This window comes from Vibrio sp. 970, from assembly GCF_033339075.1.
The window spans coordinates 140,599-155,475 of record NZ_JAWOTW010000008.1; the positions used below are offsets into that span (position 1 = coordinate 140,599).

The 14,877-nt window shown below is 46.1% G+C and carries 13 protein-coding genes; 6 read left to right on the forward strand and 7 right to left on the reverse strand.

The window, feature by feature from the left end; translation table 11 throughout:
• Window positions 1-3 precede the first annotated feature (3 nt).
• Window positions 4-948, forward strand: a complete 945-nt coding sequence (locus R7Q11_RS13850; RefSeq protein ID WP_213870276.1) for a hypothetical protein — start codon at window positions 4-6, stop codon at window positions 946-948.
• Between the two features lie 134 nt (window positions 949-1,082).
• Here R7Q11_RS13850 and R7Q11_RS13855 read toward each other — a convergent pair whose 3' ends face one another.
• The 3 genes from R7Q11_RS13855 to R7Q11_RS13865 are packed head-to-tail and all read right to left on the reverse strand — an operon-like array spanning window position 1,083 to window position 3,953.
• Window positions 1,083-1,499 carry a GtrA family protein gene (locus R7Q11_RS13855; RefSeq protein WP_213870278.1) on the reverse strand — a complete coding sequence of 139 codons (417 nt, stop codon included), beginning with the start codon at window positions 1,497-1,499 and terminating at the stop codon, window positions 1,083-1,085.
• 4 nt (window positions 1,500-1,503) lie between these two features.
• On the reverse strand, window positions 1,504-2,910 hold the full coding sequence (locus R7Q11_RS13860) for an ArnT family glycosyltransferase (RefSeq protein ID WP_045412049.1): 1,407 nt from the start codon (window positions 2,908-2,910) through the stop codon (window positions 1,504-1,506).
• Between the two features lie 2 nt (window positions 2,911-2,912).
• Window positions 2,913-3,953, reverse strand: coding sequence for a glycosyltransferase family 2 protein (locus tag R7Q11_RS13865; RefSeq protein ID WP_115386170.1), 1,041 nt, complete (start codon window positions 3,951-3,953; stop codon window positions 2,913-2,915).
• Window positions 3,954-4,105: 152 nt separating this feature from the next.
• Between R7Q11_RS13865 and R7Q11_RS13870 the strand changes: the two genes are divergently transcribed.
• The 3 genes from R7Q11_RS13870 (at window position 4,106) to R7Q11_RS13880 (ending at window position 7,070) form a co-directional block, all read left to right on the forward strand.
• Entirely contained in the window at window positions 4,106-4,783 is a 678-nt protein-coding gene (locus tag R7Q11_RS13870; RefSeq protein ID WP_005389368.1) for a response regulator transcription factor, read from the forward strand.
• Window positions 4,780-6,066: a sensor histidine kinase gene (locus R7Q11_RS13875; protein ID WP_225466525.1), complete on the forward strand. Its 1,287-nt coding sequence runs from the start codon at window positions 4,780-4,782 to the stop codon at window positions 6,064-6,066. Before R7Q11_RS13870 ends, R7Q11_RS13875 begins: the two co-directional genes overlap by 4 nt.
• 107 nt (window positions 6,067-6,173) lie before the next feature.
• Complete coding sequence (locus R7Q11_RS13880; RefSeq protein ID WP_225466526.1) at window positions 6,174-7,070, forward strand: 1-aminocyclopropane-1-carboxylate deaminase/D-cysteine desulfhydrase; 897 nt, start codon at window positions 6,174-6,176, stop codon at window positions 7,068-7,070.
• A 39-nt stretch (window positions 7,071-7,109) separates the two neighbouring features.
• Here R7Q11_RS13880 and R7Q11_RS13885 read toward each other — a convergent pair whose 3' ends face one another.
• Complete coding sequence (locus R7Q11_RS13885) at window positions 7,110-7,652, reverse strand: hydrolase (RefSeq protein WP_005457944.1); 543 nt, start codon at window positions 7,650-7,652, stop codon at window positions 7,110-7,112.
• A 150-nt stretch (window positions 7,653-7,802) separates the two neighbouring features.
• Window positions 7,803-8,663, reverse strand: coding sequence for a LysR family transcriptional regulator (locus R7Q11_RS13890; RefSeq protein ID WP_086046918.1), 861 nt, complete (start codon window positions 8,661-8,663; stop codon window positions 7,803-7,805).
• A gap of 99 nt (window positions 8,664-8,762) precedes the next feature.
• On the opposite strand from R7Q11_RS13890, the gene R7Q11_RS13895 reads away from it, so the two are divergent.
• Window positions 8,763-9,827: an HlyD family secretion protein gene (locus R7Q11_RS13895; RefSeq protein WP_161441098.1), complete on the forward strand. Its 1,065-nt coding sequence runs from the start codon at window positions 8,763-8,765 to the stop codon at window positions 9,825-9,827.
• Between the two features lie 9 nt (window positions 9,828-9,836).
• Entirely contained in the window at window positions 9,837-10,856 is a 1,020-nt protein-coding gene (locus R7Q11_RS13900; protein ID WP_086046920.1) for a DUF2955 domain-containing protein, read from the forward strand.
• A gap of 1,199 nt (window positions 10,857-12,055) precedes the next feature.
• Here the strand turns inward: R7Q11_RS13900 and R7Q11_RS13905 are convergent.
• Window positions 12,056-13,084, reverse strand: a complete 1,029-nt coding sequence (locus R7Q11_RS13905) for a methionine synthase (protein WP_031780992.1) — start codon at window positions 13,082-13,084, stop codon at window positions 12,056-12,058.
• A gap of 30 nt (window positions 13,085-13,114) precedes the next feature.
• On the reverse strand, window positions 13,115-14,089 hold the full coding sequence (locus R7Q11_RS13910) for a DUF1852 domain-containing protein (RefSeq protein ID WP_025767248.1): 975 nt from the start codon (window positions 14,087-14,089) through the stop codon (window positions 13,115-13,117).
• Window positions 14,090-14,877: the final 788 nt, after the last annotated feature.

The window sequence follows — 14,877 nt, forward strand, 5'->3', positions numbered from 1 at the left end:
CCCTTGGCATATTCACCATTTTACATCACCCCAGAAGAGTTGGCAGTTTATCAAGAGGCGCAAGAGCAAGAAATACTCGCAGGCGATAATGTCAGAACATGGCATAAGTATGATGTAGAGGAACCATTTCGCTATTACTTTAAACTTTTTGCGCTTCCATTTGTGATCGCCCCATTCCTACTAACTTTGTTTATACACACGAGTGACACGGTTGGCGTAACTATTTTTTCTTTTATTTTGTCGGTGATGGTGTCTGGAGCCTTTTACCTTACGATTGGCCTCGACTATCGCTATGACTATATTTTTTCTGACAAAGGCTTTGTGATGAAGAAACGTCGCAACATGCCTAAGTGGGTGAATACCGCCACGCAAGCCGTTGGCTGGATAGGTGCAGTGGTTTGTGTGGTGATGGTAGCGGTCGTTGGCCCGATGGCGTTAGCAGGAGCTGGAGCTTTTATATTAGTCTCCTTTAAAATGCTTAAACGTCAGCCTGATGAACCAACAGAAGTGAGGGTCGGAGAACGTGAAGACTGGCTCTTTGCTGATTACAATAAGAAAAGAAAAGTAATTAAGTTCTTTTTTAAGCATGACACATGCGAATATATTAATATAGAACATACTAAGATTTCACGCTTACACAACCGATTCCACTATTACGTATTTTTCAAAACCGTGTCTGACTTAGAGTCTATGGTCAATCAGCTAGCCACGGAATATAAGCTTGACTGTACAGAAGTCGCCGACCACAAAAAGCTATTTGAAGCTAAGCCAGAGGCTAGACTGTTTGGTACGCCAGTTTGTTATAAAGAATATCAAACCGATGAGGTATTTGATTTAAGGGCGTCAAATGCCCCGCTCCCAGAGCGAGAGTACCTATATAACGGCAAGTGGCAAACCGAGTCTGAAATCGAACAATCAAAATCTGAACTAACGGCAGCCAAGGTATAAACCTTGGCTTGTTTACCTTTTTACATCCCCCCATGAAAAGCTTTAGGTTTACTCTGATGTACAAAAAGAAAAATTGGTTCAAATAACGAATTTTTAACTCGAGGATAGGATAGTAAGCCCGAACCTTTCTATCCTCAACTAAACACCCATTTTGCACTGAGTAAATAGTTACTCACCATGCCTGCCAATATGCCTAAGATCAAAGCCAAATAGACCATCACCCCTTGCGTTCCTAGCGCGAGCGTTACGCCTTTGAACACAATAAAGTTCGGCAAAGCACTGATACAGGCACTCGCCATAAATTTTTGCCATTGAGCGAAAGGGTTGGTTTTTTCTGCTTGAGAGAAAGTCAGCCAGCGATTGCCAAGCCAAGTCGTGGTTGCTGCAAACAAAAATGCTATCCCACGAGCCAGCATCAACTCCAGACCAAACCAATGGAACAACACAGAAAAGATAAGAGTGTCGACCATAAAGCCGACACCACCTACCAGAGCAAACCTTGTTAACGAAGCAAACCTTTCTAAAGAAGCAAATCTTGGTAATTTGCACATTCCGTTACCCAACCACACAGGTGTAGAGTGAGCGTTTCGATTTTGCTGTGAACTCGTTGGTACAACTCAACGCATTTTCATGAATCATGCTATCCACTTGCTGCGATTTACCAATCAGGTGGAATTTCTTCAGATTGTTTAAGTCATTCTTATCTTCAAGCTTTTTCGCCTGACCATGACTATAGAACTGGCCTGAGAACGGGCGCTTACCAATGTAGAAGACTGGAGCGTTGTCATTAATTTGCGCGAAGATGATGCGGTCGCTGCGGCTATCTGCTTTGCCCATATTCAAAACCAACATCGCAATCATAAGCAGCGCTGGCAACACCGCTGCCGTTCCGGTCAGCCATTTGAAATCGTGTTTATCCACCAGCATCGCAATCAAGATACCCAATGCAGGCACACCCGGTAGCACGTAAGCAGGCAAAATATTCCCAGCCATGGTGAACAAGATCATTGGGGAAATCAGCCAACACATCAGGAAGCTAAATAAACCTTGATGATCAGTTTCAATGGCTTTGAGCACCTTACGACGTTTCCACGCCAAGATAGGCAATACAATTGACCAAGGCGCAGCCGATTGCAGCCAGAATACCCAGATCATCCCACGTGGTTGATCATGAGCAGAGCCATACAGGTCCCCTTCCCAACCGCTGACAACAAAACGCTTAAAGTGCTCGCCAACAATGAAGTAATCAATAAATCCAGGCGTCGCCATTTCAGCCATGATGTACCACGGTAGAGCAATCGCCAGCATGAGCGCCAACCCCGACACAATTGGAAAACGCTGCCACAAGGCTTTGAAGGCACCAAAGAAACCATGCTGAATCACGAGCCAAGGAAATACTGCGATGCCCATGATCACGATCGCCACTGGACCTTTTGCTAACAGCCCACAAGCCAAGCCAAAGAAACCGAGGTAACCCCACAATCGGCTGTGTTTGTCTTTGCCAAGCCAGCAATAGTAAAAACCGACCATCGCCATGGTCATTGCCAACGTCAGTGCCATGTCTGTCATCACCGCGCCCGCCGCGATTGAAAAGATGCCACACGTCGCCAATACCAACGCTGCGATGACAGCATTAAAGCCTGCGCGATGCGCCATGAAAGCAACAAAAACAATTGTCGCAACCCCCGCCAACCAATGAGGTGCGCGCACTGCAAATTCATTCAATCCAAACAGCTCAATGCCATAAGCACTCATCCAAGTGAACAGGGGTGGTTTCCCCCAAAAAGGCACGCCGTAATCAAACTGTGGGGTAAGCCAATTGCCGGTTTCCACCATTAAGCGTGCCATTTCGCCGTAGCGGGCTTCTGTGGTGTCCATCAAAGGGTAAGCGGCAAGTGAAATAAGACGGAGTAAAAGAGCAAACGCCAACAACAACCACAGATGGGTTTTATTAATACTCATGATTACGCGGTTTCTCCCAGTTTAAACTTCATGGTTTGGATGGATTGATGTTTTGCAGGCTGCTCGTAAACAGACTGAACAAGATAAAGAGGACGTTGCTTGGTCTCGACAAAAATGCGGCCAATGTATTCGCCCAAAAGGCCAATCGACAGCAGTTGCACACCGCCCAATGCAAGTTGGACGACCATCATGGATGGGTAGCCAGTGACAGGCTCACCAAACACAACGGTTTTTATCACTATGAATGCGCCATAGATAAAGGCACTGAACGCCACTAACGCACCGGCAAGTGTCGCTAAGCGCAAAGGACGAATGGAAAACGAGGTAATGCCGTCCATTGCAAGGCCAATCAGCTTGAGGTAGTTCCATTTTGTTTCACCACAGAAACGAGCGTCACGCTCAAACTGAACCGTCACTTGCTTGAAACCCGGCCAAGAAAAAATACCTTTCATGTATCGGTTACGTTCCGGCAGCGCATTGATGTGTTTGACCACTTTTGCGCTCAGTAGACGGAAATCGCCCACGTTCTCCGGCACATCCAATTTCGCCATGCTATTAAGCACTTTGTAAAAGCAAGCGGCCGAGAAGCGTTTGAACCAAGTTTCACCGTGGCGTTCACTGCGCTGCATGTTCACCACGTCATACCCTTCACGCCATTTTGATACCATTTGCGGGATCAACTCCGGTGGGTCTTGCAAGTCGGCATCAATCACGATCACCGCTTCACCTTGGCAGTGTTCCAGACCCGCACTCATGGCGGACTCTTTGCCAAAGTTACGGCTTAATGCAATACAACGAACGTCGCTAGAAGATTGAGAAAAGTTTTGCGCGATCATTAGGCTGTCGTCTTTGCTGCCGTCGTCCACATAAACGATTTCACAGCGTTCTGGCATTTCATCCAAAACGGCGGCTAAACGACGATGAAATTCAGGTAAGACTTCTTGCTCGTTAAAGAATGGCACCACAACAGACAAAACTGTTTTAGGCTCAGTGTGTTGGCTCACCTTTGAAAAGGTTGCAGCGTGAATGTTGAAGGTTGACATGCTACTCTTCCACTAAATCCGATGAATGAATCCAGTCTACAAACATCAACGTGAAAGAGATGTTATTGACATCTTTTTCACGCCCTTAGTGAATAATGTTCGGTTAAAAAGAAGTCTTATTTTCGAACACCTGCCCACTTGGAGAGAAATACATGAAACGCGTACTTTTAGTCGAAGATAATCGAGAAATCGCAGGCATGCTGTTCGATTATTTTGAGTGTGCAGGTATGGAACTCGATTATGCAGACAACGGCGAGCTCGGCCTGAAACTGGCGATGGAAAACACCTTCGACATCATCTTGCTCGACCTCATGCTGCCACGCATGGATGGCCTGACCATGTGTAATAAACTTCGAGACGCGGGCAACAACACACCGGTACTTATGCTGACGGCGCTCGATAGCCGTGACGATATGCTCAAAGGCTTCCAACACGGTGCGGATGACTATCTGACCAAACCTTTCGATCTGGATATTCTTGAAGCGCGCATGATGGCACTGATCCGCCGTTACCGTGGCACTGTCGCATCGAGTAAGTTGGAATACGGTGAAGTTTCTATCGACCAAAAAACACGTAAAGCTTACCGCCAAGATAAACTGCTAGCGCTAAACCCAACCACTTACACCATTCTGGAAATGCTTGTGAAAAGCGCGCCAGACGTAGTGACACGCGAAGAAATCGCCTTCCAACTTTGGCAAGAGAACGAGCCGAACAACGACGTTCTGCGCAGCCACATTTACCAACTGCGTAACCAACTTGATAAGCCATTTGAACAACATGTGCTTATCACCGTGCCGAAAGTTGGCTTCCGATTGGAGACTGGTGCATGATCAATCGCTTACTTGCTAGCACGCAAAGCACACAAAGTATGACAGGGCGACTCGCTCTGTTTTTCTCTTTTGTGTCGGTCGTGATTGGCATCTTCTGCTTTTTGTTGATTACCGGCTCCCTGCTTTGGTCTGAAGACCGCGTGGGCGAGCGTCGTATTATGGTCGACAAAAAAGAAGCGATTGAACATTTCCAGTCCCACCCAGAGCAAGGTAGTATTCAGCTTGACCTGCTCACCACCGCATACAACGACATCTCATTGGTTGCCGAGCGCTACCAAAAATACCTGATTGGTCAAAAGCACTTTCTTGATGAAGTAGAAGACGGTGAATACTCGCGCATGGTTTACATGAGCACTTACACCTACAAAGGCGTTGAACATCCCGTTATTCTGGTTTCCTTGATTGATGAAATCGAGATCACCTCAGAGGAATTCATTCTCGTCGTCGCTATGGTGCTCTCCATTGTCGCCGTATTGGTGTTCCTGTTTGGTAGCCTGCTGCTGCGTTTATCACAGCGCTTAATTGAACCCGTCAATGCGCTTAAAACCCAACTCGATCATCACCAAGGCGATGCCACGCAGACCTTTAGTGTGCCTGAGGGCTCGGCCAAAGAGTTCCAAACCCTTGCGGATGAGTTGAATGAGTACCGCCACAAAATCAACCAAGTCATCAAGCGCGAGCAAGCCTTTGCACGATACGCAAGCCATGAACTGCGTACACCGTTAACCGTGATGAAAGGCTCAAGCAGCTTACTGGCGAGAAGTACGAACACGGATTTCCAAAACCGCCAAGTGAACCGAATTCAGGATGCAACGCAGCAGATGTCGACCATGGTGGATGCCCTACTCGGCTTAGTGCGTTACGAGCGTAATGCAGATGATTCACCAGTACGCAGCATCACCGAAGAAGAACTCAACCAAATCATCTTCCAAAGCCAAGCTCAGGCGGATGAGAAAGCACTCAGCTTTAATGTACAGATAGACGGCAACCCAAGAACGCGCGCGACGAATGCCGTGTTGACCATTATTCTTGGCAACCTGATTCGCAACGGCATCGCCGCGACACCATCGGGATCAATTCATATCAGCATGGATGAAAACACCATCTCGGTGCGCGATGAAGGTGAAGGCTTTTCAACCATTCCACATTCTGATGGGCACGGATTAGGTTTGATGATTGTGGATGATTTGTGTCAACGCTATGGCTGGCAATTTAAGATTGGTACACATCCAGAAGGTGGTTGTGAGGCAGTAATTGATCTTGCGTCAGAGCATCAGGAATAACCGAAATGGTTGTACTGAAACACAGACTTTTTATCTGGGTTTAATGGCGTTACACTACGCGCCCTTTTTAACGGCAAGGTCGCGTGGTTGGACACGTCAGCAGTCACATGAAACTCTCTGAAAGCCCGATAACTCAACACAACTTCAACGGTCATACGTTTTTTCTTAAGCGTGATGACATGCTGCATTCTCACTTTTCTGGGAACAAAGCACGTAAGTTTATGACGTTAATGGAAGAGCAAAATCCCGACGTCACCACGTTAATAAGCTTTGGCTCCGCTCAATCTAATGCCATGTACTCGCTAGCGGCTCTCGCCCAGATTAAAGGTTGGGCATTTGAGTTTTATGTTCATCACATTCCATCTTGGCTAAAAAGCTCCCCCATCGGAAACTATCGCGGCGCTCTCGATTTGGGTATGAAAATCACCGCCATGCAAGACATCGGTAGCGAACTTCACCCTAGTGAATACATCCACCAGGTACGAAGAGTAGATGAGTCGACATTGCTGATTCCAGAGGGTGGACGTTCCCACCTCGCTGAAGCTGGCATCAAACAGTTAGCACGAGAAATTCTTGATTGGACGCGATTGAGAGGTAAAGAGCAGTTTACGGTCGCCCTGCCATCAGGTACTGGCACGACGGCTTTATATCTTCATAAACATTTAAGCCCACACGGCATAGAAGTGCTAACTTGCCCTTGCGTAGGCGATGCAGATTACTTAACTGAGCAGTTCAACCAGCTCGGTGAAAACAGCCACCCAACCATTTTAACCGTGCGCAACAAACACCATTTTGGTCGCTTGTACGAAGAAGATTACATCACATGGAAAGCACTCTTTGAGCAAACCGACCTCGAATTTGACCTGTTATACGACCCGTATATGTGGCAATGCCTCACCCCTTGGTTGGAAGAGAACACAGATAAAACGGTGATTTATATTCACCAAGGCGGGTTACTTGGCAACGAGTCGATGTTGCCAAGATATCAACGAGAATTTGAATAGCGTGTTCAAATAAAGTTGTTGCTGATTACAGTGATTCCACTATTTGATGAGCGCCAGAATTTCTTTAAATTCAGGTGCTCGGCAATCTTCGACCATTTCATACAAACACATTTCTAACCCAGTGAGCACCACACCGTTAGCGGTTAACTTCGCAAGAGCGAGCGCTTTATTGGCAGCGGTTCGGGAAGAGACACAATCCGTGACTAATTCAACGCGATAACCGGACTGGCGCAGAGAAACCGCGGTTTGATAGACGCAAATGTGGGATTCAATACCGCAAACCAACCAGGTATCAACTTTCGCGTTCTCCACCGCGACCTTAAACGTCGCCTCTTTGCAACCATCAAACGTGTACTTGGTAATAGGTAAATGCGTGCTTTCAAGCACTTCACGAATCGGCTCCGCGGTTGGGCCCAACCTTTCTGGATTCTGTTCTAGCCACAGAATAGGCAAATCTAGTGCTTTGGCGCCCTTTACCAGTTTCGTGATATTTTCAATCAGTGCGTCGCTTTCATGCATTAATGTAGCGAGTTTGCCCTGAACATCCACCACAATCAGGCCCGTGTTTCCTTTCGATAACATTTCCATCTCCTATCTTGTGCGACCACAAACCATACTCAACAAGTTGAGCAACAGTTAATGTATCAGAACCCTTTCATGTTAGAGCAATAAAACCTAGAAAGATGACCTTCGCTCACACATTTGCCCTTAGGTAAGAGTGGTTTGAACTGACTATTTAAATTTCTCTCGAATTAGTTCAATCAAGGCTTTGACTTTATTGGGCAGAAATAAGGCCGAGGGATAAATCAGAGTAAGATGCTGCTTCGGATGCGCGAATTGAGGCAGCACCTCGACCAACAAACCGTCTCTCAGTGCAGGCTTGGAATGAATTTGAGGAATAAACGCGATGCCGTTTCCTGCTATCGCCATCGAGCGCAGCAAGTTGAGGTCATCCGAACGCAACGCCACATGCAGATCTGAATCGAGCAAATCGGCATTGTAACGATTAGTTAAAAGGCGATGCTGCTTAAGATCTTCCACCGTTTTTACTGGCGGATGCGATTCTAGATAGGCTTTTGACGCAACAAAGTGACTACGATAAGGCAAAAGACTGAACTGCACATAGCTGTCATCGGTGACTTTGACCACGCTCGGAAGAAGCTGTAAATCAAACGATTGACGCTTGAGATCGACACTCTCTTGATGGTTTTCAATCTCGACCGAAATCTCCGGATACCGCGTTGTGTACTCAGTGATGATCGCGTTAAACGCGGCAGAGCTCATCAATGCGGAAGGAATGGCTAAACGCACCTTGCCCGTCAGCTCTTGTTGATATTCGTGCATGGCATTTAAACCTTGCTGAATATGGTCAATAGGCTGCCCCACCAACTCAAACAAGCGTTTTCCATGCTCCGTCAACTCAATGCTGCGTGTTGTGCGGATCAAAAGCTGTACCCCGAGCGATTTCTCTAATTCTTGCAGGCGACGACTCACTTTTGAGCGTTGTAGTTGATTCGCCTCTGCCGCTGCACTTATACCGCGGTGAACCACCGTCTGAGTGAATAGGTAAATATCATCAAAACTAACGTTCATTGTCCTATTTTTAGGTCATTCATGTTCGTATTATCATTCTACTGAATTGTGGGTGACTTCTCTATAATCCGCTATCAAATATGTTTAACGGAACTTGTAATGACGGCTGAACAAAAATTCAAACACTGGATGCGAACTTTGATTGTCCTGTTCATCGTACTATTTTTGTACATTATCATTGCTGACCGCCACGCCCCCTTAACGACCGAAGGACGAGTACAAGGATACGTTGTCCAAGTCGCACCCGAGGTATCTGGTAAAGTGACCGACGTTCTCATCGAGAATAACCAGTCCGTTCAAAAAGGCGATGTGTTGTTTACGATTGATGATCGTAAATACAAGATAGCACTTGAACAGGCGGAGCTGTCTCTGCAATCCGCTTATGAAAAAGAAGCAACACTGTATTCTCAACGCGAAGCCGCTCTTGCCAATATTGCCCGCGCACGAGCGACATTTGATAATGCACACCGCGAGTACAACCGCTTACTGACACTATCGAAGCAGAAAGTCATCTCTCAATCGACACTCGATAATGCCTTTGCCCAAAATCAGGTATCACGTGCAGCGCTTAAAGCGGAACGACAAAACTTAAAAGTCATTGAGGCGCAATTAGGCGATCAAAAAGGTCAAAGCACCGCCGTTCGAATTGCCAAAAATGGCATCGAAAAGGCGCAACTTGATTTGGCAAATACCGCGGTACTCGCTCCCAGTGATGGTGTCGTGACCAACCTGCAACTAGAAGTTGGCACGATGGCAAACACCAACATGCCATTGCTGACATTTGTACCAACAGGATCACTTTGGGTAGCCGTTGATTTTCGTGAAAAATCCGTCGCGAACGTAGACAAGACTTTCCACGCCTTGGTCACATTTGATGCCAACCCAGGTTCAGTGTACGACTTTGATTTAGCTAGCCGCGATTACGGTGTAGCAGCCGCACAACAAACGCCTAATGGCGCACTAACCAAAGTAGAAGTGAACAACCGCTGGGTACGTGATGCACAGCGTACACGAGTGAACCTAACCAGCAGCGAAGAGTTACCACCAGCACTGTTTGTCGGCTCTCGCGCTACCATTGTTTTATACCCAGACAACAGCATTTTCTGGCAGTTGATGGCGCAAGCACAGATTCACCTCGCAAGCTGGTTCCACTTCATTTACTAGGCGGCGACAATGAAAACCTTACGAATTTGGTTCGGCTGCTCTTTAGGGCTCGCGCTAAGCATGATCTTCGGTTGGTCTTACGGATTTTTTGCCATCATGATGCCGCTGTTTATATTGGGCAGAATGGACAACTTTAATCTTTCGGCTTTATTGATCGTGTTTTTCTCTGCGGTGTGGACAACCATACAAGCCACATTTTTGCTGGAATACTTGCAGTTTCATCCAACATTAATGACCGTAGCCGTCGGAATCATGATGCTGTTCAAGTGTATTGCAATGATGAACCAGAAAACCTATTTATTTGGTTACATGGGGCTGTTAGTGGGTTCAATTGTGTTGAATTTTGCCAGCTATAACTTCATGGATATTGAAGAGTTCAATGTCAACATGTGGGTGATGGCGTTCAGCAATATTTTTGTTTGCGCATTCGCGTATTGGTTGTTCCCTGAGCCAAAGTCCCCCACCGAGCACATTGAGATGTCGACCCCAGTGAAAAGCGATATTGACTACATCAGCCAAGTTGCCATGGGTTGGGTAGTGGCGATGGCGGCGTTTATCGTATTCCAAGTAGCGGACTTATATGACTCGTTATCCGCACAAGCTTCCATTTTGATCATCCTAACCCCAATGACTTTAGCAGGCTCGCTCGCCATGGCAAAAATTCGCATCATCGGCACCGCACTAGGCTGCATCGCAGGGATGGCTGTTCAGCTGATATTGGGCAGTTGGTATGGGCATGGGCTACTCTTTTGGCTCGCCTTTACCATTGCAATGGGGCCATTCTGCTTGTGGCTCACAAAGGGGCAAATTAAAGCGGCTATCGCGTTTTCTGCCATGTCTGCCCTATCGGTTCCGCTGACGACTTCATTGGTGCCAGAACAAAAAGACGCGTTCTTTTCGATCTTGTACCGTTTCAGCTCGATTTTCGTTGCTGTTCTGCTCACCGCGATGGTGATGTGGGTGGTGCATCACTGGATTCGTGTGATATTGCTAAAGCATCCTGAGATGAAGAACGTGGAGTTGAATTAAATCTGGCCGAGGCTGGAAACGGGAAATGTATGCCGCTCACTTTACTGTGAGCGGCATTTTTATTTAAAACGGTCACCCTGAACATCGAGGAACGAGCGTGGTTCAGGATCGACTCACCGAGTGCTGTGAAGTTCTAAAGTTATCGTCATTTCCTAGCGAGCTGTAATCAGATTCCTAGTCTCGTCTAGACTCGCTGGAATGACGCTATCTTGAAACTGCTCTAATACCTAGGGTTGTGGCGAGCAATGCATTTTCCAACATCCGTCATCCTGAACAGCGAGGGACGAGCGTGATTCAGGAGCTACCCACCGAGTGCTTTGAAGTGCGAAAGTTATCGTCATTTCCTAGCGAGCAGTAACCCGATTCCTAGTCTCACTTAAACTCGCTGGAATGACGTTATCTTGAAACTGCTCTAATATCTAGGGGTGTGGCGAGCAATATATCTTCCAACATCCGTCATCCTGAACAGCGAGGGACGAAGTGATTCAGAATCTACTAATCACGTGCTTTGAAGTGCGAAAGTTATCGCTATTTCCTAGCGTGCTGTAATCAGATTCCTAGTCTCGTCTAGATTCGCTGGAATGACCCTACCTTAGAGCTGCTCTAATACCTGAGGGATGGCGAGCAATGTATCTTCCAACATCCGTCATCCAGAACAGCGAGGGACGAGCGTGATTCAGGATCTACCCACCGAGTGCTTTGAAGTGCGAGAGTTATCGCTATTTCCTAGCGAGCTGTAACCCGATTCCTAGTCTCGTCTAGACTCGCTGGAATGACCCTACCTTGGAGCTGCTCTAATACCTGGTGGATGGCGAGCAATGTATCTTCCAACATCCATCATCCTGAACAGCGAGGGACGAACGTGATTCAGGATCTACCCACCGAGTGCTTTGAAGTGCGAAAGTTATCGTCATTTCCTAGCGAGCAGTAACCCGATTCCTAGTCTCACTTAAACTCGCTGGAATGACGTTATCTTGAAACTGCTCTAATACCTAGGTGTGTAGCGAGCAATATATCTTCCAACATCCGTCATCCTGAACAGCGAGGGACGAACGTGATTCAGGAGCTACCCACCGAGTGCTTTGAAGTGCGAAAGTTATCGTCATTTCCTAGCGAGCTGTAATCAGATTCCTAGTCTCGTCTAGACTCGCTGGAATGACTCTAACTTTAGTTCATGGTGCGGAGCCTAAGTATTAATATCAACCCACCAACTCTTTACGAATGATCTCCGCACCCGCACTTAACGCATTGAGCTTAGCGGTCGATACTTCACGAGACAAAGGCGCCATACCGCAGTTGGTACATGGGTAAAGCTTGTCGGCATCAACGTACTTCAACGCCTCTCGCAGTGTGTTCGCCACTTCTTCTGGTGTTTCAATTTCGTTGGTAGCAACGTCAATCGCACCAACCATCACTTTCTTACCACGAATCAACTCAAGTAACTCAATAGGCACTCGTGAGTTATGACACTCAAGCGAGATAATATCGATATTTGACTGCTGCAATTTAGGGAATACTTCTTCGTATTGTCGCCATTCAGTGCCTAGCGTTTGCTTCCAATCTGTGTTCGCTTTGATGCCGTAGCCATAGCAGATGTGCACTGCAGTTTCACATTTCAGCCCTTCAATCGCACGCTCTAAACATGCAATACCCCACTCGTTCACATCATCGAAGAACACATTGAACGCAGGCTCATCAAACTGAATGATATCGACACCTGCCGCTTCAAGCTCTTTCGCTTCTTGGTTGAGGATCTTTGCAAATTCCCAAGCCAGCTTTTCACGGCTACCGTAATGATCATCATAAAGCGTATCGATCATCGTCATAGGGCCTGGCAGTGCCCACTTGATAGGTTGCTTAGTTTGCTGACGCAAGAACTTTGCATCTTCAACAAACACGGGCTTTGTGCGGCTTACTGGGCCAACCACCGTCGGAACACTTGCTTCATAGCGGTTGCGAATGGTCACCGTTTTACGGTTTTCAAAATCTACGCCGCTTAAATGCTCAATAAAGGTCGTCACAAAATGTTGCCGAGTTTGCTCTCCATCACTGACGATATCAACGCCTGCCAGCTCTTGTTCTTGCAAAGCGACACGTAGCGCATCGCGTTTGCCATCAATCAGTTCTTCACCTTGCAGTTTCCACGGCGACCAAAGTTTTTCTGGTTCCGCTAGCCAAGAAGGTTTCGGTAAGCTCCCAGCCGTTGAAGTCGGTAATAGTGTTTTCATCGTCATTCCTTTCTAGATTCTCGTTATCGATTACGCGTAGCTTGCAGACCATTGTTCAAGCACAGATTGATAGGGTTTGATGAAATGCTCCTCGGCAAATTTCCCTTGTTCAACTGCCAGTTGGCTGCGCTCTTCTCGGTCGTAAACGATTTGAGTTAGCGAGTGGTCTAGGTTTTTTAGGTTTGGCTGGTAGCAATTACCGGCAACCGCGTTGGCATTGTAAATCTCAGGTCGGTAAATCTTCTGGAATGTCTCCATCGTGCTAATCGTACTGATAAGCTCTAGGTTTGAATAATCGTTCAACAAGTCACCGAAGAAGTAGAATGCCAATGGTGCAACACTGTTTGGCGGCATAAAGTAGCGCACCTGTAAGCCCATCTTTTTGAAGTACTGCTCCGTCAACGAAGATTCGTTCGGCTGATATTCAAAGCCCAAAACAGGATGTTGGTTTTCAGTACGTCGGTATACTTTGTTGTCCGATACGCTCAGACAAATCACTGGCAGCTTTTTGAAATGCTGTTTGTAAGACTCAGAATTAACGAATGCTTTGAACAGTTTGCCATGCAAATCACCGAAGTTCGCTGGGATGCTGAACTGTGGCTGGTTTTTGTTGTGGTCCAACAGCAAAACGCTAAAGTCGTAATCACGCACGTATGAAGAGAAGTTGTTGCCCACAATGCCTTCGATACGCTCGTTAGTGTTGTGGTCAACAATGTTAGTTTTGAGCACTTCAATCGATGGGAAGGCTTCTCCACTACCTTGGATATCCATATCAACGGAGATGATTTCAAGTTCAACGGAGTAGCGGTCACCTTGCGCGTTATCCCAATATGCCAACGCATTAAAACGATTGTCGATCATTCGGAGTGCATTGCGCAGATTCTCTCGGCGGTAGTTTCCGCGAGCCAGATTAGCAAAGTTGGTAGTGATTCGCGTGTTGTCTGATGGTTGGTAATTCTCATCAAAGCGAATGCTTTTGATAGCAAATGTGAAATCGTTATTCATCGTGAGTTGGTATCCTATTTCCTTAGATAAAGCAGACTTTTCCTAACTCTGTGCATGGGGACATTTTTTGTTTTTTGGTTTTCCCAATCGTTAGGTTGCACAGCACTTACGACGAACGGTTAGTACAAAAATGACCGTCGCAGTGCCTAACACCAGAGCAGTCCTTTTTTTATACTTGCTTCACGAGTTGAGTAATATTGGTATTGTTTCACATTGAACATGAAGGAAATTCATAGTGGCAGTTCCAACCCTGAGAGAGCTATCGTAGATACTGTTTTTCATTGACACCAATACACGTAACTTGGCGAGCATATTGCCAATATGTGTAATTAAGAAACGGATAAGAGATTAGCAGTACGTAAACCAGTTTTAAGCCGAGAAAACGCATTGTATAAACAATACGCCAACTGGAATATAGGACAGCGTAACTTAAATAGCACTTTTCACACTCCATCGTTTATTCAAGCATTCGTTTAATTAGAAGTACGTTACATCTTATATTCTCGAAACATGATTATTTAATAATCTTATTTATTTCTTTTTCTATCTTTATCATCTTAAACGTAAAGTTTAATTTCCTGCTGTAAAAGCACATATAACTTCATACACGAACATGGCAACTTCATTGACGGACTTTATCACTAAACTATTACATTAAGCTCTAAAAAAATAATAACAAAAAAAACATAAGACACTGTTTTAATTTGAATTAAAACCATAAACCCGAGATGACCACATAACGATACTTTACTTAGTTTGGTATAACAAAAAGCCCTAAAAATAACATG

Coding starts and splice junctions, on each gene's coding strand:
- R7Q11_RS13885 (WP_005457944.1), bottom strand. CDS start 7,652: ATGTTATCGAAAGGAAACACGGGCCTGATTGTGGTGGATGTTCAGGGC.
- R7Q11_RS13870 (WP_005389368.1), top strand. CDS start 4,106: ATGAAACGCGTACTTTTAGTCGAAGATAATCGAGAAATCGCAGGCATG.
- R7Q11_RS13860 (WP_045412049.1), bottom strand. CDS start 2,910: ATGAGTATTAATAAAACCCATCTGTGGTTGTTGTTGGCGTTTGCTCTT.
- R7Q11_RS13910 (WP_025767248.1), bottom strand. CDS start 14,089: ATGAATAACGATTTCACATTTGCTATCAAAAGCATTCGCTTTGATGAG.
- R7Q11_RS13895 (WP_161441098.1), top strand. CDS start 8,763: ATGACGGCTGAACAAAAATTCAAACACTGGATGCGAACTTTGATTGTC.
- R7Q11_RS13890 (WP_086046918.1), bottom strand. CDS start 8,663: ATGAACGTTAGTTTTGATGATATTTACCTATTCACTCAGACGGTGGTT.
- R7Q11_RS13865 (WP_115386170.1), bottom strand. CDS start 3,953: ATGTCAACCTTCAACATTCACGCTGCAACCTTTTCAAAGGTGAGCCAA.
- R7Q11_RS13900 (WP_086046920.1), top strand. CDS start 9,837: ATGAAAACCTTACGAATTTGGTTCGGCTGCTCTTTAGGGCTCGCGCTA.
- R7Q11_RS13905 (WP_031780992.1), bottom strand. CDS start 13,084: ATGAAAACACTATTACCGACTTCAACGGCTGGGAGCTTACCGAAACCT.
- R7Q11_RS13880 (WP_225466526.1), top strand. CDS start 6,174: ATGAAACTCTCTGAAAGCCCGATAACTCAACACAACTTCAACGGTCAT.
- R7Q11_RS13855 (WP_213870278.1), bottom strand. CDS start 1,499: ATGTGCAAATTACCAAGATTTGCTTCTTTAGAAAGGTTTGCTTCGTTA.
- R7Q11_RS13875 (WP_225466525.1), top strand. CDS start 4,780: ATGATCAATCGCTTACTTGCTAGCACGCAAAGCACACAAAGTATGACA.